19 protein-coding genes are annotated in these 26,928 nt (G+C 61.9%); 15 read left to right on the forward strand and 4 right to left on the reverse strand.

What is annotated here, in order from left to right; translation table 11 throughout:
- Positions 1-121: 121 nt before the first annotated feature.
- The 3 genes from AC1DXM_RS07090 to AC1DXM_RS07100 are packed head-to-tail and all read left to right on the forward strand — an operon-like array spanning position 122 to position 4,195.
- Complete coding sequence (locus AC1DXM_RS07090; RefSeq protein WP_477232403.1) at positions 122-2,836, forward strand: ABC transporter transmembrane domain-containing protein; 2,715 nt, start codon at positions 122-124, stop codon at positions 2,834-2,836.
- Positions 2,837-2,870: 34 nt separating this feature from the next.
- On the forward strand, positions 2,871-3,317 hold the full coding sequence (locus AC1DXM_RS07095) for a cyclic nucleotide-binding domain-containing protein (protein WP_477232404.1): 447 nt from the start codon (positions 2,871-2,873) through the stop codon (positions 3,315-3,317).
- A 23-nt stretch (positions 3,318-3,340) separates the two neighbouring features.
- The gene (locus AC1DXM_RS07100) at positions 3,341-4,195 is read left to right on the forward strand and encodes an MBL fold metallo-hydrolase (protein WP_477232405.1); all 855 of its coding nucleotides are present in this window, start codon (positions 3,341-3,343) and stop codon (positions 4,193-4,195) included.
- A gap of 84 nt (positions 4,196-4,279) precedes the next feature.
- On the opposite strand, the gene AC1DXM_RS07105 is transcribed toward AC1DXM_RS07100, so the two are convergent.
- The gene (locus AC1DXM_RS07105; RefSeq protein ID WP_477232406.1) at positions 4,280-5,041 is read right to left on the reverse strand and encodes a polysaccharide deacetylase family protein; all 762 of its coding nucleotides are present in this window, start codon (positions 5,039-5,041) and stop codon (positions 4,280-4,282) included.
- Entirely contained in the window at positions 5,038-6,126 is a 1,089-nt protein-coding gene (locus AC1DXM_RS07110) for a glycosyltransferase family 4 protein (RefSeq protein WP_477232407.1), read from the reverse strand. Before AC1DXM_RS07110 ends, AC1DXM_RS07105 begins: the two co-directional genes overlap by 4 nt.
- Before the next feature lie 86 nt (positions 6,127-6,212).
- On the opposite strand from AC1DXM_RS07110, the gene AC1DXM_RS07115 reads away from it, so the two are divergent.
- The 8 genes from AC1DXM_RS07115 to AC1DXM_RS07150 all read left to right on the forward strand — a co-directional run bounded on the left by AC1DXM_RS07115 (position 6,213) and on the right by AC1DXM_RS07150 (position 17,160).
- Positions 6,213-7,379 carry a DUF3095 domain-containing protein gene (locus tag AC1DXM_RS07115; RefSeq protein ID WP_477232408.1) on the forward strand — a complete coding sequence of 389 codons (1,167 nt, stop codon included), beginning with the start codon at positions 6,213-6,215 and terminating at the stop codon, positions 7,377-7,379.
- Between the two features lie 113 nt (positions 7,380-7,492).
- Entirely contained in the window at positions 7,493-8,836 is a 1,344-nt protein-coding gene (locus AC1DXM_RS07120; RefSeq protein ID WP_477232409.1) for a nucleotide sugar dehydrogenase, read from the forward strand.
- A 234-nt stretch (positions 8,837-9,070) separates the two neighbouring features.
- Positions 9,071-10,411, forward strand: a complete 1,341-nt coding sequence (locus AC1DXM_RS07125; protein WP_477232410.1) for an adenylate/guanylate cyclase domain-containing protein — start codon at positions 9,071-9,073, stop codon at positions 10,409-10,411.
- Between the two features lie 154 nt (positions 10,412-10,565).
- A complete protein-coding gene (locus tag AC1DXM_RS07130) occupies positions 10,566-12,461 on the forward strand; it encodes an ABC transporter ATP-binding protein (protein ID WP_203280077.1) in 1,896 nt (631 codons plus the stop codon).
- A complete protein-coding gene (locus AC1DXM_RS07135) occupies positions 12,458-14,356 on the forward strand; it encodes an ABC transporter substrate-binding protein (protein WP_477232411.1) in 1,899 nt (632 codons plus the stop codon). The genes AC1DXM_RS07130 and AC1DXM_RS07135 overlap by 4 nt, the downstream gene beginning before the upstream one ends.
- Positions 14,357-14,358: 2 nt before the next feature.
- Positions 14,359-15,357 (forward strand): ABC transporter permease, encoded by a 999-nt coding sequence (locus AC1DXM_RS07140; protein WP_477232412.1) that lies wholly within the window; start codon positions 14,359-14,361, stop codon positions 15,355-15,357.
- Positions 15,354-16,535, forward strand: coding sequence for an ABC transporter permease (locus AC1DXM_RS07145; protein WP_477232413.1), 1,182 nt, complete (start codon positions 15,354-15,356; stop codon positions 16,533-16,535). The genes AC1DXM_RS07140 and AC1DXM_RS07145 overlap by 4 nt, the downstream gene beginning before the upstream one ends.
- A gap of 145 nt (positions 16,536-16,680) precedes the next feature.
- Positions 16,681-17,160 carry a class I SAM-dependent methyltransferase gene (locus AC1DXM_RS07150; RefSeq protein WP_477232476.1) on the forward strand — a complete coding sequence of 160 codons (480 nt, stop codon included), beginning with the start codon at positions 16,681-16,683 and terminating at the stop codon, positions 17,158-17,160.
- Positions 17,161-17,177: 17 nt separating this feature from the next.
- Here AC1DXM_RS07150 and AC1DXM_RS07155 read toward each other — a convergent pair whose 3' ends face one another.
- The gene (locus AC1DXM_RS07155; RefSeq protein WP_477232414.1) at positions 17,178-18,593 is read right to left on the reverse strand and encodes a DUF5939 domain-containing protein; all 1,416 of its coding nucleotides are present in this window, start codon (positions 18,591-18,593) and stop codon (positions 17,178-17,180) included.
- 204 nt (positions 18,594-18,797) lie between these two features.
- Between AC1DXM_RS07155 and AC1DXM_RS07160 the strand changes: the two genes are divergently transcribed.
- The 3 genes from AC1DXM_RS07160 to AC1DXM_RS07170 all read left to right on the forward strand — a co-directional run bounded on the left by AC1DXM_RS07160 (position 18,798) and on the right by AC1DXM_RS07170 (position 21,591).
- Positions 18,798-19,622 (forward strand): hypothetical protein, encoded by an 825-nt coding sequence (locus tag AC1DXM_RS07160; RefSeq protein WP_477232415.1) that lies wholly within the window; start codon positions 18,798-18,800, stop codon positions 19,620-19,622.
- A gap of 74 nt (positions 19,623-19,696) precedes the next feature.
- On the forward strand, positions 19,697-20,212 hold the full coding sequence (locus AC1DXM_RS07165; protein WP_477232416.1) for a GNAT family N-acetyltransferase: 516 nt from the start codon (positions 19,697-19,699) through the stop codon (positions 20,210-20,212).
- Positions 20,212-21,591, forward strand: coding sequence for a hypothetical protein (locus AC1DXM_RS07170; protein ID WP_477232417.1), 1,380 nt, complete (start codon positions 20,212-20,214; stop codon positions 21,589-21,591). The genes AC1DXM_RS07165 and AC1DXM_RS07170 overlap by 1 nt, the downstream gene beginning before the upstream one ends.
- Positions 21,592-21,607: 16 nt before the next feature.
- Here AC1DXM_RS07170 and AC1DXM_RS07175 read toward each other — a convergent pair whose 3' ends face one another.
- Positions 21,608-23,371 carry an adenylate/guanylate cyclase domain-containing protein gene (locus AC1DXM_RS07175; RefSeq protein WP_477232418.1) on the reverse strand — a complete coding sequence of 588 codons (1,764 nt, stop codon included), beginning with the start codon at positions 23,369-23,371 and terminating at the stop codon, positions 21,608-21,610.
- 255 nt (positions 23,372-23,626) lie between these two features.
- Between AC1DXM_RS07175 and AC1DXM_RS07180 the strand changes: the two genes are divergently transcribed.
- Entirely contained in the window at positions 23,627-26,920 is a 3,294-nt protein-coding gene (locus tag AC1DXM_RS07180) for an adenylate/guanylate cyclase domain-containing protein (protein ID WP_477232419.1), read from the forward strand.
- The last annotated feature ends 8 nt before the right edge of the window (positions 26,921-26,928 follow it).

The following is a 26,928-nucleotide window of genomic DNA, read 5'->3' on the forward strand; positions in this document are numbered from 1 at the left end:
TCGGCCGGCACGAGTCGCGCAGCGGCGGCCCCCTGCTGTTAGGCTATTCGCCAAAATCCCACGCAAGCCGCCAGCCGTTTGGCCGCCTGCATCCTTCCAACTGAGGGGTCCGCAGTCGCATATGGAACCCAGCCTAGCCCGCTATATCTGGAGGCACACCAGGAAGCAGCAGATCTGGATATTGGCGATCGTCTTGCTTTCGATGATCCCTTATTTCATGTCCTTCAACCTGCCGAAGCTGATCGTCAACGGCCCGATCCAGGGCAAGGGCTTCGAGCAACCCGGCGCGACCCTTCCCTTCATGAGGGTGCACTATGACCTGCCGTTCATCGGTGAGGTCCAGTTCTTTTCCGGTTTTCAACTCGACCGCACGGCGACGCTGCTTGCCCTCAGCATCGTGTTCCTCTTGCTGGTCGTCATCAACGGTCTGTTCAAACTCTACATCAATACCTACAAAGGCCGCCTCGGCGAACGCATGCTGCGGCGTATCCGCTTCGATCTGATCGATCGTGTGCTGCGTTTTCCGCCGATTTACTTCAAGCGGGTGAAATCCGCCGAAGTGGCGACCATGGTGAAGGACGAGGTGGAGCCGCTGGGCGGCTTCATCGGCGATGCCTTCCTGCAGCCGGTGCTGCTCGGCGGCCAGGCGCTGACAGCCATGCTGTTCATCATGGTCCAGAACGTCTGGCTCGGCATGATTGCGGTGGTGATCGTGGTGATCCAGATCGTGCTCATCCCTCGCATGCGGCGGCGGCTGCTCGTGCTCGGGCGCCAACGGCAATTGACGGCGCGCTCGCTTTCAGGCCGGGTTGGCGAAATCGTCGACGGCATCGGCGCGGTTCACGTCCACGACACGTCAAATTACGAACGCGCCGACATAGCGGCCCGGCTCGGGCTCATCTTCAAGATCCGCTTCGATCTTTACCAATGGAAATTCATGGTAAAGTTCCTCAACAATTTTCTCGCGCAGCTCACGCCCTTTCTGTTCTACATGATCGGCGGCTATCTGGTCATCGCGGGGCGGCTGGACGTCGGCCAGCTCGTGGCCGTGATCGGTGCCTACAAGGACCTGCCCGGACCGATGAAGGAACTGATCGACTGGGATCAGGATCGGCAGGATGTCCAGGTCAAATATCAGCAGGTCGTTGAACAGTTCACCGTCGAGAATATCATTGCGCCGGAAATCGGAGCACTGACGATCGACGATCCCGGTCCGATGACAAACCCGCTGTCGGCGGTCGGTCTGTCCATAGCGGACGATGGCGGTGCAATGCTCCTCAACCGTATCTCCATGCAGGTCAAACCGGCTGAGACGGTGGCGCTGGTCAGCACCCCAACAGGTGGAGCGGAGGCGCTAGCAGAAGCCTTCGCGCGGCTGAACTGGCCGGAAAGCGGAAAGGTCGCTTCGGGCGCCGATGACCTGCTTGAACTCCCCGAAGCAGTGACCGGCCGGCGTATGTCCTACGCCTCGTCGGATGTTTTCCTGTTCCACGCAAGCCTGCGCGATAACCTGCTCTACGGGTTGAAGCATGCACCGCTGACATCGGTGACTTATGAGGGCGCCGCGGCAGACCAGCGGCGCTGGAACATCGACGAGGCGCGCCGGTCGGGCAATCCTGATCTCGATATCCGCAGCGACTGGATCGACTATGCTTCCGCCGGTGCTTCCGGCCCGCACGACCTCTTTGAATCGGTGCGCCGGGTGCTCGACGCGGTTCTTCTGTCGCGCGACATTCTGGATCTTGGCTTGCGCTCTTCGGCCGACCTCACGCGTCACACGAAGCTTGCCGGGCGGATCGTCGAACTGCGTGCAGCGCTGCGAACCCGGCTGGAACAGGAAGGGCTGCGCGAACTGGTGGTTCCTTTCGAGCCGGGCGCTTACAACACGGAAGCGACGATCGGTCAGAACCTGCTTTTCGGCGCTGCCGCCGGCCCCGAATTGGCCGACAAGGCCCTGGCGGCCAATCCCTATTTTGCTTCCGTGCTGAAGCAAGCCGGCCTCGACCGCACGCTCTACGAAATGGGCATGGAGATCGCCGAACAGGCGATCGAGCTGTTTGCCGACCTGCCGCCCGATCACCAGTTCTTCCAGCAGCTCGCCTTCATGAGCGCCGAGGAGATCCCCGCCTACGAGACCTTGCTGCAGCGGCTCAAGAACCGTCCCTACGAGGTGGTTTCGGAGGCCGACCGCGCCATGATCATCACCTTGAGCTTTGCCTATATCGAGCCCCGGCACCGCTTCGGCCTGCTGACCGAAGAGCTAATGAGCAAGATCGTCGCCGCACGTAGCCAGTTCTATGAAAACCTGCCGCCCGAGCTGCAGGGTGCGATCGAACGGTATGATCCTGCCAAATACATTGCCGCGGCCACCGTCATGGACAATGTCCTGTTCGGGCGCGTGGGCAACAACCATCCCGACGCGCCGGACCGCATACGCTCCATCGTCTATGAAATTCTTGACGAGCTGGGGCTTTATGCCGAGCTTCTGGATGTCGGCCTGGACTTCAACGTCGGCGCCGGCGGCAGGCGGCTGACCGGTGGGCAGCGACAGAAGCTCGACGTTGCCAGGGCTCTGCTCAAGCGTCCCGATTTTCTCATTCTCAACCGGCCGCTGTCGGCGCTCGACCAGCGCATTCAGGACAAGGTGCTGCGAAACGTGCTCGAGGAAGCCAGACGCGACGGCCATTCGCCGGCAATTGTGTGGGTCGTGACGAACCCGGCAATGGCGACAATGTTCGATCGCGTTATCGTCTTTGACTCGGGTCAATTGGTGGAAGACGGTACGCACGAGACACTTTTGGCAGAGAACGGTATCTTCAAGGAACTTCTGTCATAGTCTGGCAGACGCGAATTTAGGAAGGTTTGCGACAATGCTGCTCAAGGATGAAGTTGGAATGCTGCAACGCGTTCCCTTGTTCTCTGGCATTGAGCCAGCAAAGCTCAAGCTGCTCGCGTTCACGTCGGATCGCGTGAACTACGGCGCCGGCCAGATCCTTTTCCGGCAGGGCGACGAGGCAGACGCTGCCTATGTCATCCTTTCAGGCACGGCGGATATTCTGGTCGATTCCGACAACGGGCCGATAAAAGTTGCCGAACTGCTGCCAAATTCGATCGTCGGCGAGATCGCCATATTGTGCAACAGTTCCCGCACTGCCACCGTCAGAGCGGCAAGTGATCTGGAGGCCCTGAGAATCCGCAAGGATCATTTCCTGAGGCTTATGAAGGAGTTCCCGGAGATGACCATCGAGATATTGCGGGTTCTTGCCGATCGGCTAAGCCATACGACTGCGGATCTGATCGACGCACGAAGCGCCTAGAGCTACGATGGGCGAAAGCTAGCATGGACGACGATTTTTTCCTGGTCCGATTTTGGGGCGTGCGCGGCAGCATTGCGGTATCCGGGCCAGAATTCGCTCGCTATGGCGGCAACACAATCTGCATTGAGATGCGATGCGGCCAGCATACGCTTCTGTTCGACGCGGGCTCTGGCCTGCGGCCTGCCGGCAGGGCGCTTCAGGCGTCGGATGTGACCGATTTCGACCTGTTTTTCACCCATTGCCATTACGATCACATCATCGGGCTGCCGGCTTTTGCGCCGATCTTTGACCCGAGCGTCAAGCTTACGCTTTGGTCCGGGCATCTTGCAGGACGCATGACGACCCGGCAGATGATCGATGAGTTCATGCGGCCACCGTGGTTTCCGGTGAAAATGGACGTCTGCAAGGCAAGGCTCGACTGCCGTGACTTTGTGTCAGGAGACGTGCTTCGGCCGCGCGAAGGGGTGGTGATTCGGACCGGCAGCCTTACCCATCCGGGCGGCTGCATAGGCTACCGGGTCGAATGGGGCGGCCGCGTCGTGGCGGTGATCACGGACACCGAGCACGAGCCGGGCAAACTCGATCAGTCGGTGCTCGGCCTGATCGACGATGCCGACCTCGTCATTTACGATTGCACCTACACCGAGAAGGAAATGGAACGCCGCCGCGGCAACGGGCACTCGACATGGCAACAGGGCGTCAAGCTCTGTGAGGCGGCCGGTGCGCGGGGGCTCGCGCTGTTTCACCACGACCCGACACGCACCGACGAGCAACTGGACGAGATGGAGAAACTGGCCAAGGACAGGTTTGCCGGCGCTTTTGCCGCGCGGGATGGCCAGACGCTCCAATTCCCGGTCTCATTGCACAAAAAGCGTTGAGCTATTTTTCTCTCCTTGTTTGAGCATGATCTCTGGGCAAACGGAAACCGTTTGTCCGAGAAAACCGGATTCCACTTTTCGGGATCATGCTCTAGCGGCGCTGCGCCCGATCAATGTCCGGATCGGAAGCCATGTGCAGGCTTCAGTCCGAGCGGTGACTGCGAATAGCCGTTCAAGGAAAAGCCAGGCCGATTCATCATGGACGAGGTGGTGAGTGAGCAGGCCGACCGGTTCGCCGCCATCGAATGCATGCTGCAATTGCGCGATGATGGCCTGAACCAACAGGCCATGGTCGCGGCAGCCGCGCGTGCCATGCCAATCCATGATGTCGACATTGCTGTTGATGACGGCCAGGGGAGCCGGCTTCGGCGGCCCATAGACCGACAATGCCGCAAATCCTATGGATCCAAGGTCGGATACCAGGCCGGCGTCGATCCTGTTCCAGGGTGGCACCAGCATCGGAACGGCACGTGCGCCGTGCAGGCCGGTGATGTGCGACAGCCCGCGAGCCAGATCGTCGAGCACCGCCTCGCGTGGCCGATGCGGGCCGAGCTCCTGCTTTTTCTGGTCCGCGGGCGCATGATTTCGGTGCGCCCAGCCATGGATGGCGACCGTGGCATGCGGCGCCTCGTCAAGCCGGACGACAAGCTTGCCGTCGGTCTCGGCCGGAATGACAGCCAGAGTGACCGGAACCGCGAATTCACCGGTGAGGTCGAGCAGCCGATCAAGCGCAGGCGTCGGATCCACGGTGTCATCGTCGCGCAGCCAGAACCCCGCCTTGCGGTCCGCCCGTTGCAGGCGCGCCAGCTCTTCCACCAAGGGCTGCCAGACCGGATCGGATGTCATGAGACCGGGATCTTCTTGAGAAGTTCGGCCAGACGCGCCGCCGCACCACCTAGCGAGCGCTCTTCGAGGACGAAACGCCTGGCTTCCGCGGCCATCATGGTTCTTTCGTCGTTATGGGCCAGAAGCCTTGCAATGGCGGAAGCGAACGCCGCCACATCGCCCGGCGGGGTGAGAAACCCGGTCTGGCCATCCCGCACGACCTCCGGCACGCCGGCAATGTCCTGAGCCACCACCGGAAGGCCGGCGGCCTGCGCTTCAAGATAGGCAACGCCATAGGCCTCGCCGTAACCCGGCCAGACGTAGATTCCCTTGGTGTAAAGGACATCCGGCACGGTGGCCGGCTCGATCGCGCCAAGCCATTCGATACGGTCGGCGGGCAAGCCGGCGAATTGCGCCTTGACCTCGTCACGGGCAGGCCCGTCGCCGACGACCGACATGGTCCAGGGCAGGTGGCCGATCGAGCCGAGCGCTTGCGCCAGCATTCGATAGCTGTCGACTTTGTCGCCCGGGCGCATCATGGCAACGGTGACGAGGCGCGTCGGACAACCCCGGGCCGGCATTTCCCGGAATGCCGATGTGTCGATGAAAGGCGAAAGCATGCCGAGAGCGGCGTCAGGAATCACATCCGCCAGTCCCTGCCGATCCCTTTGCGTGAAGCAGATGTTCAGCGCCGCCTGTTCGATGGCTCGCGCCACCAACGCCTGGCTATCGGCCCACAAGCCGGCATTGCGCCGCCTGGAATAGGAGGCTTCCGCCGTCACATAGGGGACAGCAAAGGCCGACGCCAGCTCGGGCCCGATCAGGTCGGGCGCCTTGTAGTAGGGATGATAGCAGAACCAGAGATCGGGCTTGCCGTCACGCTGCCAAAGCCTTGTCAGCCGCGCGGCTTCGTCCCGGGCCTCGATCTTGAGCGCATCGAAACTTTTCGGCTCCGGCTGGCGTAGATAGAAGCGCAACTCCGATGCCAGTTCGACGCTATGCCCGCCGTGCTGCAGCGCCTTGACCAGCATCCGTGCCATCTGGCGGTCGCCGGAGACAACGGGATCATTGGGCGACTTCAGCGGCGCGTAAAAGGCAATTCGCATTGCGCGATCCTATCATCGCAAAGTTGTGCCAAGTCAATTTCGACGCATGATCGACTTCACCTTCAAGCGCTGGAATATGCTATCTGATGCTCATGGAAACAGCTGTCGCGTCCGACCCGTTTGTCGCTTCTTTGCCGGTCTTCGCAAAGTTCGAAAGCGTTGCCGATATCGATAACTATCGGCCGCTCCCCGATGGCTGGGCGCTGGCCACCGCCGACATAGTCGGCTCGACCAAGGCGATCGGGGCCGGGCGCTATAAAACCGTCAATATGGCCGGCGCCAGCGTCATTTCGGCGCTGCTCAACGCGCTGGGTCGGCAAGATCTTCCCTATGTCTTCGGCGGCGACGGCGCACTCGTGGCGTTTCCCGGCTCGGCGCTGGAGATCGCTCGCAACGCGCTGGCTTCTGTCCAGAGATGGGTGGCGGACGAACTGGACCTGACCTTGCGTGCGGCTATCGTGCCGATAAAGGACATAAGAGCGCAAGGCCTCGACGTTCGCGTGGCGCGGTTCCAGGCCTCCGAAGCGGCGTTCTATGCCATGTTCGCCGGCGGTGGCGGCAGTTGGGCGGAAGCCGAGATGAAAGCGGGGCGCTACCGCATCGACCCCGCGCCGGCCGGCGCGCGGCCGGATCTGACCGGCCTCTCCTGCCGCTGGAACCCGATCGAAGCCCGGCACGGCGAAATTGTCTCGATCATAGCCATACCAGGGGCTTCGCGAGATTTGCGCGGTTTTCAGTTTCTGGCGTCCGACATCATCGCCCTTGCCGGCAGGCAGGAACGCGATGGCCACCCGGTGCCGGTAGACGGGCCGGCCTACAGTCTGCTGCCCGCCGGCCTCGATGTCGAGGCGCGGGCCACGGCGCCGCCAGGGCGGCGGTGGCTGGCGAAGCTGTGGGTGATATTCCTGATGACGCTTACCGCCGTCACCGACAGATTTGGCTGGACGATCGGCCGTTTCGATCCGAAGGTCTACAAACGCGAGGTGGCCAGCAATTCGGATTTCCGCAAGTTCGACGACGGCTTGAAGATGACCATCGACGTTGACGCGGATGTGTTGCAACGGATCGAGAGCCGGCTGAAACAAGCGGAGGAAGCGGGCATCTGCAGCTATGGCCTGCACCGCCAGAAATCGGCCTTGATGACATGCCTCGTCATCTCGCCGCTGCAGCCCGATCACGTTCATTTCATCGATGGCGCCGACGGCGGCTATGCGATGGCTGCCGCGAGCCTGAAGGCCAAGGCGCCGGCTTGATGACGGCTTGCGGAAATCGGTTTTCCGCAATATGCCTCGGCCACGGTTCTCGGGACCAGGTGAGCCTCGCCACGGAGCGGATAGTCTGTCCGAATTGACGGGAAAGCAGATTTTTGGACGCCTCACGATCGACATATGACCCTCTTCTGAACCGGATTTCGACGCGTACCGCGCAAGTCGGTGTGATCGGACTGGGCTATGTCGGGTTGCCGCTGTCGGTTGCGATCGCACGCGCCGGCTTCCCGGTTTCCGGCTTCGACATCGAAGCAGGGAAGGTCGAGAGCCTGAACAGCGGCCAATCCTATATCGAGGCCGTAACGTCGACGGCCCTTGCCGGTCATGTGGCGAGCGGACGGTTCCGCGCCACCGCGGATTTTGCCGAACTGGCCGTCTGCGATGTCATCATCATCTGCGTTCCGACACCGCTGACGAAACACCGTGAACCGGACCTCTCCTTTGTCAGGAACACGGCAGGCACCATCGCCAAGCATCTGCGCCTCGGCCAGCTGATCGTGCTGGAATCCACCACCTATCCCGGCACCACCGACGACGTGATCAAGCCCATACTGGAAGAAACCGGCTTGCATTCGAAGACGGACTTCTTCCTCGGCTTCTCGCCCGAACGCGAGGATCCCGGCAACCGCAGCTTTGAAGTCGCGACGATCCCCAAGGTCGTGGCGGGCGACGGCGTTGAGGCAGCGACGCTTGTACAGGCTTTCTATCAAAGCGTGGTCAAGACCGTCGTTCCGGTTTCCAGCACGGCGACCGCCGAGGCGGTCAAGCTGACTGAAAACATCTTCCGCTCGGTCAACATAGCCCTCGTCAACGAGTTGAAGGTCGTGCTCGGTGCAATGGGTATCGACATCTGGGAGGTGATCGAGGCGGCAAAGAGCAAGCCCTTCGGCTACATGCCTTTCTATCCTGGCCCAGGCCTTGGCGGGCACTGCGTTCCGATCGATCCCTTCTACCTGACCTGGAAGGCGCGCGAATACGAACTGCCGACCCGCTTCATCGAGCTGGCGGCGGAGATCAACACGGCCATGCCGCGTCATGTGGTCGATGAACTGGCAAAGGCGCTGGACCGGCGCCGCGGCAAGGCGCTCAGCCGCTCGCGCATTCTCATCATCGGGCTCGCCTACAAGAAAAATGTGCCCGACATCCGCGAAAGCCCCTCACTGCGGCTCATTGAACTCATCGAGGAATGGGGCGGCAAGGCGGAATTCCACGATCCGCATGTTACCGAGATTCCGACCACACGCGAGCATATGGCGATCAAGGGGCGTCGCTCGGTCGAGCTGACCGAGGCGGCCTTGAAGGAGTTCGATGCGGTCGTCATCGCAACCGACCACGACACGATCGACTATCAGGTGATCGCTGATCACGCACTTCTGATCGTCGACACACGCAATGTTTTTGGCCGCCTCGGGCTCGCCCGAGAGACAGTGGTGAAGGCCTGACGGCGGCTGAGCCGGCGAATTCTTTGCCCGATGTCAGGATTGGGATTGCACTCCGAGGGCAGCCTCGCCACATAATGTTTCGCGAAGTAAACGCAGTTAGGCCTGTTTCCTTCCTGCAAGGACAGTCATTCGGGAAATTCTTCGCCGGCTTTTGCCCCCGAAGCCGGTTTCATTGACTTCGAGGATTTGGCAGATCAAAGGAGACGGCTCGTCTTCGACGGGTTTCGGGATAGCATGAGCACAACGCAAGCAGAAATTTCCAGCATTCTCATGGATAAGGTTGCCGATTGGCTGACCCAATCGGCGCTGGCCGGCGACGACCTGGAAACCTTGGTAAAGGGCTTTTGTGAACGGCTGGCTGCTGCCGGCGTGCCACTGAAGCGGGTGCATTTGAGCTTTTCGATGCTTCATCCGCTTTATGACGCGCTTGGCTTCACCTGGCTTCGCGGCCAGGGCCTGGAAGTGGAAGGCTTCCGCAGTGAGAACGGCGTTCATTCCGACAGATTCCTGACCAGCCCATACTACCATCTGCTCAGCAACAAGCTCGACCATCTGCGCCGCCGGCTCGACCCGTCGGTGCGGTCGGAGTTTCCTGTTTTCGATGACCTTAGGCTTATGGGCGTCACCGATTACATGGCTTTCGTCCATCCCTTCAACGGCGACACCAGTCAGGGCATGATGGGGTCCTGGTCCACGGACAGTGCTTCAGGCTTCAGCGACAGCATGATTTCGGCGCTGCTGCGCGTCCAGAACCATCTCGCTATCGCAGCCAAGATGGCTGTGCTCACCAAGCTCGCCGACAACATGATGACCACTTATCTCGGCGGCGACGCCGGCAGGCGCGTGCTGGACGGCCAGATCAAGCGCGGCGAGGGCGACACAATCCGGGCCGCACTGGTCATGGGCGATATGCGCGGGTCGACGAGGCTTGCCGAAACCTCCGGCCGCGAACTCTATATCGATACGCTGAACCAGTTTTTCGATGCCATTGCTGCACCTTTCAATCGCAAAGGCGGGCAGATCATGAGTTTCCTGGGGGATGGCTTCATTGCCGTCTATCCCTGCGAAAGGCACCGCGCGCAGTCCGAGATCGCCTGCCAGGCCGCTCTTGCGGCAGCGCACAAGGCCAGCACGCGTATGATGGAGCTCAATCTGCGCAGAAAAGAGCAGGGGTTGGACGACATAAAATTTGGTATCGGCCTGCATGTCGGCAATGTGATGTTCGGCAATGTCGGGCTTACCGACCGGCTCACATTCTCCGTCTTCGGCTCGGCTGTAAACGAGGTCCAGCGCCTCCAGACCCTGACCAAGAAATATCCGCACAGCGTTCTCGCCAGCAAAGAGTTCGCGGGCTATTGCGGCGCCAACGGCTGGCTGACGCTCGGCAAGGAGGAACTGGCCGGCATCAAGCAGAAGCTGACGGTGCTTTCACCCGACCTGTCGGGTGCTCTCGCACTCGATGAAGACGTTGCGCTGGAGCCGTTTCACGACCGGATATCGGACGCCGAGCAGGTCATGCTGCTTCATCGTGATGCCGCGCGGCTGTCGGCGGGCGACCGGAGGAAGCTCCAGTAACCGTCACGATCTGATCCGAACGCCTTGGGTCGGCAGTTCGGTCGCCGTCCACAGGCGAACTCGTTTCGAATCCAAGTTGCTCTAGGCTGACAATGCGCTAGTCTTGCTTCTGGGCAGGCCGGGAGAGCCGCCAGAGTGGGGGCTGGTGTTGGGCATGAGTGCAGGCGTTGATTTGCTGCGGATCGAGGATGTTGGCATCTCGTTTGCCATTGTCGGGGGACCGCTGCATGCCGTCAGGCGCGCAAATCTGCGCGTCCTGCCGGGCAAGGTTACCGCGCTTGTTGGCGAGTCCGGTTCCGGAAAATCGGTTCTCAGCCAGGCAGTGATGGGCATTTTGCCGAACACAGCCCATGTTCGCGGCCGCATCCTGTTTTCCGATCCCGAAAAGCCCGGCACGACGCAGGATATCCTGAAGATGCCGCGCGATGGACCAGAAATCCGGGCGTTGAGAGGCAGCCGCATCGGCAAGATCTTTCAGGAGCCGATGACATCCCTGTCGCCGCTACACACGATCGGCAATCAGGTCAGCGAATCTCTGCAGATTCATACGCCCATGGCTCGAGCGGAGCGCAAGGCGCGGACCGAGGAGATGCTCAGTCTTGTCGGGTTTCCCAATCCCAAGCGCGCCTATGACATGTATCCGTTTGAACTTTCGGGAGGATTGCGGCAACGCGCCATGATCGCCATGGCGCTTATCTGTCGGCCCGCTCTGTTGATCGCCGACGAGCCGACGACGGCGTTGGACGTAACCATCCAGGCGCAAATCCTGCAACTGCTGCGCGGGCTTCAGACCAAGCTGAACATGGCGATGCTGCTGATCACGCACGACCTCGGCGTTGTCGCCAATGTCGCCGACGAGGTGGTGGTCATGTACCATGGCGAGATCATGGAAGCGGGACCTGTGGAGGCGATATTCCGCCGGCCAGGTCACCCTTACCTGAAGGGCCTGATGGCAGCCGTTCCGCATTTCGACCTGAAGCCCGGCGAGAGGCTAAAGGCGCTCCGCGAGGTGCCGGTGAATGTCGGCAACCTGCTGGGCAAACAGACAGCGCCGGACTCGAAGGGGCCGGACGACATCCTGCTGTCGGTCAGGGATCTGAAAAAGGTCTACACCACCCGCAAGTCCGCATGGTTCGGCGGGAGCCATCAAACCTCTGTTCGCGCCGTGGACGGCGTGAGCTTCGACATCAGGCGGGGTGAGTGCCTGGGTCTGGTCGGCGAAAGCGGCTGCGGCAAAACCACCGTCAGCAAGATCCTGATGCGGGCTGTCACCCCCAGCGGCGGCTCCGTGGTCTTCAACGGCCGTGAAGGACCGATCGACGTTCTGGACGCCGAGGGAGAGGCCCTGCAGTTGCTGCGCGCGAAAATCCAGATGGTCTTCCAGGATCCGGTTTCGTCGCTCTCCCCTCGCATGACGGTGGAGAACATCTTGAGCGAGCCGTTGGAAATCCATCAACGCGGCAATGCCGCGTCCCGACTGGCCACGGTCAAGAGCCTGATGCAGGCAATCGGGCTCGATCCGCGCTTCATCCAGCGCTATCCCCACAGTTTCTCCGGCGGGCAGCGTCAGCGTATCGGCATCGCGCGCGCGTTGGCGCTGGGGCCTGAGCTCCTGATCTGCGACGAGCCGGTCTCGGCGCTCGATGTCTCTGTCCAGGCGCAGATCCTGAACCTTCTGAAGGACCTGCAGAAAGAACTGGGTCTGACCTACCTGTTCATATCCCACAATCTGGCGGTGGTGGACTACATGGCGGACCGCATCGCGGTGATGTGCGGCGGGCGTATCGTCGAGCTTGCGCCGCGCGAAATTCTGCTCAGGAAACCGATCCACCCCTACACGCGCTCACTGCTCGCCGCAGTCCCTTTCCCCGATCTCGACCGGCCGATGGATTTCAAGACGCTGAAGCTCGGCGGCGCTTCCGACACCAGCGCATGGGGACCGCAATTCCGCGATGAGGGCGGAGAGGATATGCTGTCGCCGCTCGATCTTGGCGGCGGCCATCTCGTGCTGGCCAGACGTTCCGCCGATGTCAGCGAGTTGCGCCATTGATCAGCCGTCGCACCCTCCTTGGCCTCGTGGCTTCGGCATTCCTGCCGGGCACGTCGCGCGCTGGCGATCTGGAGCCGGATTTTCTTCAGCCGCAGCTGACGGCCAAGGCGCTGCCGGCACTCGCCGAGCGCTTGCCCAAGAGCCCGCGCGCGTTGAATCTCGCCGCCATGGGGCGGCAACCCGGCGAGTATGGCGGCACGCTGCGGACGATCATCGGCAGCCAGAAAGATATCCGGATGATGACGATCTACGGGTATTCTCGGCTGGTCGGCTATGACGAAAAGCTTAACTTGCAAGCCGACATCCTCGAAAGTTTCGACGTAGCGGATGATCGCATCTTCACCTTCAAGATACGCGAAGGACACAAATGGTCCGACGGCAGCCTGCTGACGCCAGAGGATTTTCGCTATTGCTGGGAAGATGTCTGGCTGAACGATGAGCTTTCGCAAGGCGGGCTCGCTCCGGCCCTGATGGCGGCCGGCAAGCCGCCACGCTTCGAGATCGTCGATCCGTTGACGGTGCGCTACAGTTGGGATGCGCCCAATCCCGACTTCCTGCCCAAGCTCGCTGCGGCTGCGCCGCTATCGCTTGTTCTGCCGGCCGCCTATCTCAAGCAGTTCCACAAGAAATACCAGGATCCATTCCGGCTCGCCGGCCTGATGAAGGAGAACCGGGCCAAGAAATGGACGCTCCTGCATATCCGAATGTCGCGGCAGTATCGCCCGGAGAACCCTGATCTGCCGACGCTCGATCCCTGGCAGAACCGGACCAAGCCGCCGGCCGAGCAGTTCATCTTCGAACGCAACCCGTTCTTCCATCGAATAGACGAGAATGGCCGGCAACTGCCCTATGTCGACCGGATCATCATGAATGTCAGCTCATCGGCGATCATCTCCGCCAAGACCGGCGCGGGCGAGAGCGACCTGCAAGGCTTGGGAATTGACTTCACGGATTACGCTTTCCTGAAGGACGCGGAGAAGCGCTACCCGGTGAAGATGCATCTGTGGAAACGCACTCAGGGTTCGCGGCTGGCGCTGCTGCCCAATCTGAACTGTGCCGACCAGGTGTGGCGCGGCCTTTTGCGTGACGTGCGCGTGCGCCGCGCCCTTTCGCTCGCTGTGGACAGGCGCGAGATCAATTTGGCCGTGTTCTACGGATTGGCGCAGGAAAGTGCAGATACAGTCCTTCCGGAGAGCCCGCTCTACCGGCCGGAATTCGCGAAAGCATGGGTCGCCCATGATCCCGACCAGGCCAATGCCCTGCTCGACGAGGCCGGCCTTCAGGCACGTGACGGTGATGGCCTGCGGATGCTTCCCGATGGACGTTCTGCGAAGATCATCGTGGAAACGGCCGGCGAAAGCACGCTGGAAACCGACGCGCTCGAACTCATCACCGATCACTGGCGCAAGATCGGCATCGCCTTGTTCATCCGGACTTCGCAGCGCGACATCTTCCGCAGCCGCGCGCTTGGCGGCCAGATCATGATGTCGATGTGGTCGGGCATCGACAATGGCGTGGCGACCGCCGACATGAACCCGTATCAGCTGGCTCCCACCATCGACGACCAGCTGCAATGGCCGCTCTGGGGTGCGCACTACCTGTCTCATGGCAAGATGGGCGAGGCGCCCGATCTTCCTGAAGTGGTCGAGCTGATGGCTTTGCTCGAACGCTGGAACGCATCGACCGCAACCACGGAGCGCGCCGAAATCTGGAATTCGATGCTGTCGATCTACACCGATCAGGTGTTTTCGATAGGCACCGTGAACGGAACGCATCAGCCGATTCTGGTGTCCTCGCGGCTGCGCAATATGCCTGACAAGGCGCTCTACGGCTACGACCCGACTGCCTATTTCGGTGTCTACATGCCGGATACATTCTGGCTTGGAGGCTCCTGAGCGTGCTTCGATATCTTGTCTGGCGCATCGCCGTGATGGTTCCAACGCTGCTGGTCATATCGGCACTGGTGTTCACGATCATCGAACTTCCGCCGGGCGACTATTTCGACAGCTATGTCGCCGAGCTTCGGGCCCAGGGCGAAGCGGTGGATTCCGATCGCATCGAGATGATGCGCAAGGAATATGGTTTCGACCAGCCGCCGGTCATTCGCTACTTCTACTGGGTCGGCGGGATGCTACACGGCGATTTCGGCTATTCCTTCGAATATGAACTGCCGGTTCGCGACGTCGTCGGGGACCGAATGTGGCTGACCGTGCTGGTTTCCTTCGTCACGATCATCTTCACCTGGCTCATTGCCTTTCCGATCGGCATGTACTCCGCCACGCATCAATACAGCTGGGGCGACTACGGCCTGACTTTCCTCGGCCTTCTCGGCCTTGCCATTCCGAATTTCATGCTGGCGCTGATCCTGATGTACTTCGCCAACATCTGGTTCGGCACGTCCATCGGCCATCTCATGGACCAGCAATATCTCGGCGAGCCGATGAGCTGGGCCAAGGCGAAGTCGATCCTCGCCCATCTCTGGATCCCGGTCCTGATCATCGGCACCGGGGGCACGGCAAGCATGATCCGGCGGCTGCGCGCCAATCTGCTCGATGAGTTACACAAGCAATATGTCGTGACCGCGCGCGCCAAGGGCCTTCATCCGTTCAAGACGCTGGTCAAATATCCGCTGCGCATGGCGCTCAATTTCTTCATTTCCGACATCGGCTCGATCCTGCCGGCCATCATCTCCGGCGCCGAAATCACGGCGATCGTGCTGTCATTGGAAACGACCGGGCCGATGCTGATCAAGGCGCTGCAAAGCCAGGATATGTATCTGGCAGGGTCGTTCCTGATGTTTCTCGCCTTCCTGACGGTCATCGGCGTGCTGATTTCCGACCTGGCGCTGGCGATGCTTGATCCACGAATTCGTTTGCAGGGCGGCAGCACCAAATGAACACGCAATCGCCGCTGCCCGCTCCGGGCGCTCCACTGCAACACTACGTTTCCATCGAGCCCTTTGACCTGCAGTCGGTCGAGGCGATGACGCCGGAGCAGTCGAAGGTCTTCCAGGCGTCGCAGCTGCGGCTGATGTGGTGGAAATTCCGCAAGCACCGGCTTGCGCTTATATCCGGCATCTTCCTGGCGGTGCTGTATTCCGGGATACTGATCTGCGAGTTCCTGGCGCCCTACAATCTGCACACGCGCAACATGGACTATATCTATTCGCCACCGCAGCAGGTGCACCTGTTCCACAACGGCGAGTTCATCGGGCCGTTCGTCTATGGCCGCCAGATGATGCTGGACATGGACACGCTCAAGCGGAACTACATTGACAAACAGGATGATGTTCAGCGGCTCCGTTTCTTCTGCAAGGGCGACAGTTACCAGTTCTGGGGCCTGATCGAAGGTGACAGGCATTTTGTCTGCCCGGCCGAAAACGGCCAGCTCTTTCTGGCCGGCACTGACAGGCTCGGGCGCGATGTGCTCTCGCGCATGATCTATGGCGCACGCATTTCTCTGACAATCGGCCTCGTCGGCATCAGTTTCAGCTTCCTGCTCGGAATCGTCATCGGAGGGCTGGCCGGCTACCACGGGGGTATCTTCGATCTGATCGTTCAACGGATAATCGAAGTTCTGCAATCGATCCCCAGCATTCCCCTATGGCTGGCTCTGGCGGCGATCATGCCGATAACCTGGAGTCCGATCCTGATCTATTTCGGCATCACCGTCATCCTCGGGTTGCTCGACTGGACCGGACTGGCGCGGGCCGTGCGTTCAAAGCTTCTGGCCTTGCGCGAGGAGGATTACGTTCTGGCCGCGCAATTGATGGGCGCCGGGAGCAGCCGCATCATCCGGCGGCATCTCATTCCCGGTTTCATGTCGCATCTGATCGCGACGGCGACGCTCTCGATACCCGGCATGATCCTGGGCGAGACGGCGCTGAGCTTCCTCGGGCTCGGCCTGAGGGCGCCGATAACCAGCTGGGGCATCCTGCTCACCGAGGCGCGCAGCGTCAGCGTGATCGCGTTCTATCCATGGCTGCTTTTGCCGATGCTCCCCGTCGTTCTCGTCATCATGGCGTTCAACTTCCTCGGCGACGGCTTGCGGGACGCCGCAGACCCCTACAAGTGACATCGCAGTTGCGCGGCGGCGGGCCGCCTATTCCACCTGGTATGATCCTTGTCGACAGCCTGTGCGGTTGTTGCAGGGTTCGTCATTCGCCTCTATATGCGGCAAGCCTCAATTGGGGCTGCTGGTTCAGGACATACAATCGCATATGAGTCGCCTCGACAATTTCATCAGCAGGATGACCGCACAGCGCGACATTCTCAATCAAATCTGCCCCGAAGTGGCGACGATGGAGGGGCTTGTGCTGGAGCTGGGGCTCGGCAATGGCCGGACGTTCCACCATCTGCGCGAGCGCCTGCCCGGACGCCGGATCGTGGTGTTCGACCGCGAAGTTGGCGCACACACCAGCTCAATTCCCGACGCTGAAAATCTCGTGCTCGGCGATATACGCGAGACGGCGAGGAGGTTCATTGGCATCGACGCCGCTCTGGTCCATGCCGACATCGGCACCGGCTATGACGATCGCGATGCGGTGACGGCCACCTGGCTTCCCGATCTGATTGCGGGCATGCTTCGCGTCGGTGGCTACGCGGTGAGCGGCACGCCGCTCGATCACCCGCAGCTGCAACGGCTGCCGGCGCCGACTTCGGAGCCCGCCGATCGTTATTTTCTCTGCAGGCGCGTGTGAGGGCGGAGACGAGTCTTTTAGGGGATCGTATAGACTGCTATCTCCCGCTCAATGCCGCGCAGCGAGACTTCGTGAGGCACGGGCGTCAGCGCGTTCCTTTTCAACAGATCGGCCGTGAGATTGTCGTCGACCACCGCACGCGTGGCGAAGATCGCCTGTGCCTTGGCAAGGTTCTGAACCCGTGAAGCAATGTTGACCGTCTGGCCGAAATAGTCCTGCCGCTCGTTCATGGACACCGCGATGCAGGGCCCGGCATGGACTCCGATCTTGAGCAGAAGGTCCTCGCGCCCGCTCTTGTCATTGAGCGCACGCATGGCATCGCGCATCCTGAGGGCCGCGGCAATCGCACGATCTGGCGTCGCGAAGGTCGCCATCACCGCATCACCGATCGTCTTCACAACCGCGCCTGCCTCCGCCGCGACGATCTCGTGCAGCACCTGGAAATGCTCGCGCACGAGATCGAAGGCTGAAAGATCGCCCACCCGCTCGTAAAGCTCGGTCGATCCGCGCAGGTCGGTGAACAGGAAGGTCAGGCTGGTGATCTTCAGGCGCTGGTTGATGTCGAGCGTATCCGCGCGATAGAGATCTCGGAACGTCTGGTTGGTGAGGAGCCGCTTGGCGGTCAGGAAGGGCCGGCGTTTGCCCAGTAAATCATGCAATGCGTCGCCGGCGATGAAGACCGTCGGCAGCACGCGGGTGTCGGTCCTGTTTTCGATCGAAATGCGCAACGGGCCGGGTTGCATCTCCAGCGTTTGGTTCTGGACGTGGTCGCGGTCGAAGACCAAGGAGAGGCTTCGGCGCTCCTTGGTCGGTTCGCCCTTCACGTCGATGAATTGCGCTGAATGCGTGACCGGCTCGAAGACGATGACGAATTCGGGCGGAAGCTGTATCTGCAGAACCGCCTTTTCGCCGGGCGCAAGCTCGATATCCTCCAGCGAGAACGCTTCCATATGTTTCGCCAAATCCTCTTCCGGAAGATCGGCGCCGGACGCCCAGTAGATCTGGCGGTAATATTCCACCAGCGGCAGTTCGTGTGGATTGTGGGCGGCAATCCTGCGCACGCGAGGACTGACGGTGAATGTCACCTCCACCATCTCGTCGAGGGTCGGCGAATAGCCCTGGGAGCACAGCGCGCAGGTGTATTCGTCCTTCTGCATCGTTTTCAGCGTGGCGTTGGTGTCGAGCACGCCGCCACAGCCGGGGCACAGAACATTCCAGGAAATGTCGAAGAGTCCCACCCGCGCCGCATGGAGAAAGGCGCTGATGGCGCGTTCCTCGTCGAGCCCATGCTTGCTGGCGAAGGCCAGCGCGTTGATGCGGCAAAGTTCGCGGTCCTTGCCTTCCGCGATGGTTTGCCGGATCGCGTCGATTGCCTGCGGATCGACATCGGTCGATTGCCGCAGAAGCGAGAACAGATCCTGAGCTTCGTTCATCGTGCAGGCTCCGGAAAATGCGCCACCCGAGGCGGGTTGACCGGACCGCTCCTTGGTCCGAGTCCGCCATTTTACGCCGAAACGGGCCGTACGGCCATTCGAATAGACAAGCCTGGTGACAGTTCAATTTCCGTCCGCCGATTTTCACCGGCCGCAAGCGGCACTATGATGGTACATTGGGCATGCATTTTGGGGGCTTGCTCCATGCCGACATCCGACAACCCGCCATTTCCGGCGGCCCTGCGCATTTTCTCCTTAGGGGTCATCATCGTCCTGATCGTGGGTGCCGGCCTGTTTTTCGCGCCGGCACTGGTCAAGCCGCGTTGGCCCTGGCCTGTCACGCCATTCAGTGCCCGCTTCCTCGGCGGCTTCTACACCGCCGAAATGGCGGTGATGGCGGCGCTCTTGCTCTGGAATCGCTGGTCGCCCGGCAGGCTGGTGCTGGTCATGGCCTTCATCTTCACCGTCATCGTGTCGGCGGTTTCGTTGATCAATCTCGGCTATTTCAACTTCGGGCGAAAAGCGACCTGGCTATGGTTCCTGGTCTATCTTGCCTCGGCTGCGGTATCCGGGCTGTTCCTGTGGCGGGCCAGGGCCCGTCCTTCAGCAAAAGGCGTGACCCTGAACCCCGCATGGCGCGGCTACATGTTGGCAGAAACGGCGATCCTTGGGCTCTATGGCGTCGGCATGTTGCTGTTTCCCCTGATGGTCAGCAGCACCTGGCCATGGCCGGTCGATCCCTTTCACGCCCAAATCTACAGCGCCATCTTCCTCGCCGGCGCTGGCGGCGCATATCTCGTCTGGAAAAGCGCACCGCGCGAGGAGCTGCTGGTGCTCGGCCTGGCGCAGTTTCTGGTTGGCCTGCTTGCCATTCTTGGCCTTATCATCACCGACGCTGCGGTGCACCGGATCGACTGGACGGCGACCGGGACAGTGTGCTGGCTCGCCCTTTTCGGCTGGATCGGCATCAGCGGTGTCTTCAAACTCACCGCCGCCTCCCGGTATTTCAGCGCGCAATCGGCAGCATAGGCTGCAGAGACGGCTGGATTTTCAGGTGATGTCCGGTGCATCGTGCGGGGCTGATAGCCTTCGCCAGGAAAACCATGACCTCGCCATCCCTAGAGAAGATCCAGCCGCAGCTCCGGGCCGTCCGGCCAAGCGATGCGGAGGCGCTTTGCGCTATCTTCAACATGCCCGGCTTTCGCTGGGGCACGCTTAGGATGCCGTTCGAGATGGTGGAGCAGGTGGAGCGGCGCATCGCCAAGTCCGGTCCGGAAACCACCTGGATCGTTGCCGAGATGGACGGCAAGGTGGTCGGCCATGGCAGCCTGGTCGTGCAGGGTTCGCCACGCCGTTCGCATATAGGCGAGATCAACATCGGCCTTGACGATGGCTTTGTCGGCAAGGGCATAGGCTCTGCGATACTCGCCGCGCTGCTTGATGTGGCCGACAACTGGCGCGCCCTGAAGCGGGTCGAATTGACCGTTTATGCCGACAACGAACCGGCCATCCGCCTCTACACCAGCCATGGCTTCGAGGTCGAAGGCCGGCATGTGAAGGCCGGCTTTACCGACGGGCGGTACCACGACCTCCTGACCATGGCGCGGCTGCGGTTCTGATGACCGCCGTCCTTGCCCCAGCCCCTGCGCCTCCGGCGGAAATTCTGGCCGTGCTGTCGCTGCTCTGCCCGGAAGTGGTGCATGACATCGAGCAGAACTGGAATGCGCCGGTTTCCGACTACGCCCGCCATCTGTGGCGACCGGTGGCAAGGCCTGCATCGGGCCCGTCGATCGCTGCCCGCTCGATCCTGCGCGACGTTCTGCATCAGCGCCTTGCTGCGATCATGCGGCCCGAAGAGATCGGCAAGGCGCTCGACGAATTCGAGCACAGACCAGTGATCCAGTCCGGCCTGCACTGCCTGCTTCTGATGGACCGGATCACCTTCGATGCCCTGCTGCTTGCCTGGCTCGGCGCGGTCGAAAACGGGCTGTCGGCCTTCTTCGGCTTCATGGGAACGACGATGACCATGGAGACCGTGGGCCAGGAGGGGCCGGGATGGCTCGAAGTCGGCGACGACAAGGTCAATTTGTTTGGCATGGGGCGCCACAAACTGTGCCGCAAAAGCGTCTGCGCGGCCGGTCCCGTCTCCCTCAACAAGCGCGCGCTCGAAGCGGTGGGCGATGAGACGGATGCCAGAAGCTGGCTGGGTACACTGCTCGCCAGCCAGGACAAGGTGTTTGCAACCGCCGCCGATGCACTGACAGAACTCAACGGGGATCTGGTCGCCGATTGGGATCGTTCCGGGATGGCCCGGCCGGTTTTCATCGACGATCGGCTCGCCGCTTCCGCCATGGCGCGGCATCTGGACGATGATGGCAGCCTGCTTTCAAGGCTGCTCCTCGAGCCCGCAAGGCGCCAGCGTCTCGACCATGCCTTGCAAGAGGCCGTATCGGGCCCATTCGGCAGATTCCTGCCCAATGCCACTGACTATTTCTGGGGCATTCGCGAAGAGCGCGTGCGCAAGCTTGTGCTGGAGAACGGGCGCCTGATCGAGCCCGACAGGCCGCATGGTGTTTCCATCCCATTCGAGCGGCTGCATCTCAGGCAGGCGCTGCTGGACGGCGTGCTTTTGCCGAACTTGTTCCTGATGTTCCTTGTGCTCGCCATTTTGCCGCGGGTGCGGGTTGTGGGTGGCCTGAGACAGATTGGCTATGTCGCGCTTTTCCACTCGATCCTGCTGGCTGCGCTGGATGAAAACGCTCCCGAGGAGCGCGATCTGGCTGGGGAACTGCAGGTTCGGGAAAATGCCTGGGGCATGCGGGTCATCGATGAACAAATCTCGGTCCGCGAGCAGCTTGCCGGCCTGCCGGAAGGGGCGCTCTTTCCGGATCTGCTCCAGCAATACCGTTTGCGGACATTTGCGGAGACGACCGACGACTTGAAACTGGTTCGCGAAAACGCCCGATGGCGCAAGATCGGCCGGGCCTTTGGCGTCTGAGCAGGCCGCTACCCGATCATTGCACCACACCGGCCTTGCGGAGGCCGTCGACCATGAGTTCGAAATCGGCAGGGTTCTTGTAAGGCAAGACTTTGCGACGGTATTCCAGCGAAAAGTCGGGATTGACGCGAAGCACCTCCTGCCACGCCGCGCGAGCCTCCTCCAAACGGCCCAGATGGCCGTAGCTGGCGGCCAGAAGCGCGCGCGAGACATCGGTGGTAGCGTTGCGAGCCAGCCGTTGCAGCAAGAGCTCGACGGCCTCGTCGTACCTTGCCAGTTGAAACAACGCCAAAGCCTGGAAGTGCAGAACCACATCCGGAAAGTATGGGTTCAAGGTCTTGCCCCGGGCGAAACTCTCGAGGGCCTCCTCGGGTCTGCCTGAATAGTACAGTGTTTCGCCGCGGCAGACATGCGCTTCGGCGAAGTTCGGATTGAGGGCCAGTGCGCGCTCGACCTCGTCGACGGCCTCATCGTGCCGTCGTGTGTACAGCTTGGCTATCGCCAGCGCCCAGTGCGCCCAGGGATCGCTGTCATCCAGCGTTACCGCTCGCGTTGCGGCCTCTTCGGCTTGCGCCATCGATTCCGGCGGTGACGCACCCCACCTGTTCAGGTAATCGATGCCGTGCGTGAGGGCAAGGAAGGCGTAGGCAGAGGCAAAGTTCGGGTCCAGCTCGGTGGCACGTTGCAAGAGGTCGCGGGCCGCGGTGTTCGTCTCCTTCGTCAGCCGGTGCCACAGCTCCCGGCCGCGCAGGAAACAGTCATACGCCTCCGTGTTGCGCGGGGGCTCCGGCGCCAGCCGCGGACGGGCGCCATCCGTCAGGTTGAGCGCCAGCGCACCGACGATCTGCTGCGTCACGTCGTCCTGCACGGCGAATATGTCGGTCAGGTCGCGATCGAACCGCTCCGCCCACAGATGGCCGCCCGAAATTGCATCGATGAGCTGCGCGGTGATGCGCACCCTGTTGCCCGACTTGCGCACGCTGCCCTCAAGCACATGCCGCACGCCCAGCTTCGCACCGACGTCCTGCACATGGACGTTCTGGCCCTTGAAGGTGAACGACGAATTGCGTGCGATGACGAAGAGCTGCGACAGTTTGGACAGCGCCGTGATGATGTCTTCGGAGATGCCGTCGGCGAAGTAGTCCTGTTCGGCGTCACCGCTCATGTTGGCGAACGGCAGCACGGCGATCGACAGTTTCGGCGGCGCTGCCGTGGCCGGCCGGCTCGTCGCGGGTTCTGGGGTCGCGGCCGCCTTGGCCCCGACTTGCAGCGAATAGACCCGGATCGGCTCGGCGATGTTCTTGAGCTGCGTGCTGCCGAGATCGCTGACCGAAAGGTCGAGCCTCGCCTTGACCTGGCGATAGGCATCCTCGGACAGGCAGATGGCGCCGGGCGCCGCGACGCCCTCCAGGCGCGAGGCGATGTTGACGCCGTCGCCCATCAGGTCGCCGTCGCTTTCCTCGACCACATCCCCCAGATGGATGCCTATCCTGAACTCGATGCGGCGGTCCTGCGGCACGCCGGCATTGCGTTCAGCCATGCCGTTCTGAACCTCAACGGCGCAGCGCACGGCATCCACCACACTGCGGAACTCGACCAGTGCCCCATCCCCGGTGCGCTTGATCACCCGTCCGTTGTGCACTGCGATGGTCGGATCGATCAGGTCGCTGCGCAGCGTCCGCAACCTCGCCAAGGTACGATCTTCGTCCTCGCTCGCGAGTCGGCTGTATCCGACCACGTCTGCGGCCAGGATTGCGGCCAGCTTACGGTTCTCGCTCATGCGTCCGCCTCCTCATCTCCACGATACAGGAAGATGGGGGCTGGGAGGGAACTTTTGCAAACAGCGGCTAGCCGCCGGGTATCGGCAGCCCTCTTTGCGCAGCCGCTTGCCGGTTGACGGCTATCGGTTCATCCTTGTGCTGGCCGTGACGAGCGTGGCGAGATCACGCGTCATCACCCCGGTCAAAGAGATAGAGCATGATGTCGTCCGAAAACCGCTTTACACTTTTCGGTATCATGCTCTGGTGAGGTGTCCATGGACTGCTCGGGCTGCGGTTTCGAGATTGAGGGCGGCTTCGCCTTCTGTCCGAAGTGTGGCCGGCGCCAACCCGTGCCTTGCGCCAGTTGCGGCTACGCCTGCGCACCCGATTTCGAGTTCTGTCCGAAATGTGGGGCAAGCGTCGGTGCGTCCGCAAAAGCCGCCGAACGGCCTGCTCCGACACCAGGCCGGACCATTGCGCCACCCTCTCGAACTCCGTCGCCGAACATCGAAAGCGAGGAAGGGCAGCCCCCCGTCTCCGACGCCGATCGACGGACGGTAACGGTCCTGTTCGCCGACCTCTGCGGCTTCACGACACTCAGCGAGCAGCTCGACCCCGAAGTCATGCAAGCACTGCAGAACGAGCTGTTCAAGGAATTGACGGCGGCCGTGCGAAACTTTGGTGGCTTCGTCGACAAATTCATCGGGGATGCACTGCTCGCCTTGTTCGGTGCGCCGGTCGCGCATGAGGACGATCCGGAACGCGCGCTTCGCGCCGCTCTCGACATGATCGCCCGGACGGCGCGGCTCGGTGAAAGCACAGCCCACTCCGGTTCGCCTCTGTTGCTCCACATCGGCATAAACACGGGTCCGGTCGTTACCGGCGGATTGGGCATCGGCACCGCCAAATCCTATTCGGTGACCGGCGACACGGTGAACACGGCGCAACGCTTGCAATCGCTGGCAGCGCCGGGTGAGGTGCTGGTGGGCGAGCTCACGCACAGGTTGACCCGGCATGCCTTCTCTTACGAGTCGCTGGGCGATGTCGCCTTGCGCGGCAAGGCCGGCAGTGTGCTCGTCCATCGACTGGATGCACCGCTGGCCGCGCCGCGTGCAGCGCGTGGGCTCGAGGCGCTCGGCCTCAGTGCGCCGATAATAGGCCGTGATGCGGAGCTCAACAGAATGCTGGCGAGCCTTGACCAGGCGTGCGGCGGCTCGGCCCAACTTGTCCGCCTCGTCGGAGAAGCCGGTATCGGAAAATCGCGGCTGGTGAAGGAGTTCGTCGCCCGCGTCGGCGACGAGGATCGTTTTCGCAATGTCGCCGTGCGGCAGGCTACGTGCTCACCGCTGGGCGAACAATCATTCGGCGCCCTGGGCGCAGTGGTGCGCAGCGCCGCCGGGATGATGCAAAACGACAATGGCGACGAAATGCGGGACAAGCTCGCAGCCTTGCTGACCGATCTCGGCCTGCAGGGCGAGGAGGCGAAGCGGCTGATGCCTTTGCTCTACCATGTGCTTGGCCTTGGCGACCCCGATGCCACTTTGCAGCATGTCGAGCCCGAGCAGCTGCGGCGGCAAATTCTCTACGCAGTCCGCACAATCATCGAGCGGCGGCTTGCGTTGTCGCCGCTGTTGATTGTCGTCGAAGACCTGCACTGGGCCGACGCCGTCTCGCTCGAGGCACTCCGGTTCGTGATGGACAGGCTGGAGCGCACACGGCTGATGCTGCTGGTCACGCATCGCCCGGCGCCGGACAACGACCAGCTCGACTCAAGTCGGGTCAGTCACACAGCGCTCAGGCTGTCGCCGCTCAGCAGCCATGACGGACGCAGCCTGGTGGCGGCACTTTTCGGTGAGAGCTGGGTAAACTCCGCGGGAGGGCTTCTCGACCAAATCCTCGAGCGTGCGGGCGGCAACCCGCTTTTTATCGAGGAGATCGTTCGTGGCCTTATCGATCGCGGTGTGTTGACGCGCGAGGGTCAGCAATGGCGGACCGTGGCAGGCGAAGTCGCAACCGGCATCCCGGCCACGATCCAGGCAATGTTGCTTGCTCGCGTCGACCGGCTGCCCCAGGAGGTACGCCGGTTGGCTCAAGAGGCCGCGGTAATCGGCCCGCGCTTCGATGCCACGCTTCTGAAGGCCGTGACGGCCGACCCCGGCCGGCTGGAGGCCGGCTGCGAACTGCTTTGCGATGCGGAAATCATCGAGGAAGTTGCCGGATCAGGCTCGGTTTCGTCGCAAAGCTACCGCTTTACGCAAACATTGCTGCAGGACGTGATCTACCAGAATCTGCTCCTGCAACGCCGGACCGACATCCACGGGCGGGTCGGCGCCGCCCTGGAGCGATTGTGCGGCGACAAGCCGGAACGGCTCGAGGATTTGACCGTGCTCGGTCACCATTTCGCACTGAGCGCCGAGCGCGAGAGAGGGGCGCATTACCTGCAGGCGGCGGGCGATCGCGCTCGCATGATATACGCCAATGACGACGCCCTTCGTTTCTACGAGCGCGCACTGAACGCCTTGGGCGAGAAGGCACAAACACCGCTCAAACTGGCAATTGCAGAGCGCATTGCCGATTTGAGCAGCCCGGCAGGCCGCCGCGAGATCGCGCACCAGCACTACGAGACGGTGCTGCAGGCATACCGCGCGTCAGCCGATCGCGTCGCTGCGGCGCGCGTTTTGCGCAAGATAGGTCGACTGCTCTGGGACGTCGGCAAGCGGGACGACGCAGAAACCCGCTATGCCGAAGCGGCAGCGCTCCTCGACGGAGCGGATGCCCCGATCGAGCAGGCGCATCTGTGGCAAGAGCGTGGCCGACAGGCGTTCCGTAGCGGAGATCACGCGCTCGCGGCAAAATTGGCAGATGCAGCGCTGGATTGCGTAGGCACTCTGACAACGGGGCATGTCTCCGAGGTGGGGCGCGATGCCACTCTTGTGACAGCCGAGGCGCTCAATACCAAGGCTGTCGCACTGGCTCGCCTTGGGCGAAACCTTGAAGCCGTGCGTCAGGTTGAGCGCAGCATTGAATTGGCGGAAGCCGCCGATCTGCCGGGCGCGGCCTGCCGCGGCTACACCAATCTCGGCGTGCTTTACACGACCATCGATCCGGCCAAGGCGATGGAGGTCTGTCGGCGCGGTCTTGAAGTGGCGCGCCGTATTGGTGATCTGGGCTTCCAGGCGCGCCTCCTCGTCAATCTGGCGGTGGCTTGTTGTACTTTCACGGATCGCTGCCCAACGGAGGGCGTGCCTGCTGCCGAGAAGGCCATCGAGATCGACCGGGCGCTAGACCAGCGCGAACACCTGGCGGTGCCGTTGATCGTGCTTGGGCAGATCCACCAGTGCAACGGCCGTCCCGACCTGGCGGTTGGCTTGTTCCACGAAGCACTGGACGTAGCCCGCGAAACGGGCGAACCGCAATTGCTGTTTCCGTGCTATGATGGTCTTGCAACGCTTAATCTCGACCTCGACAATCTGCCCGAGGCCGAACGCTACTTTTCCTTGGCGCAGGGTATATGCGCCCAGCACGGGCTCGACCCGGAAGGGCTTGTGGTGCTGCCGTTTCTCGACTAGCCGGGGGT

The sequence above is a fragment of the Mesorhizobium sp. P3_A2 genome (genome assembly GCF_056403115.1).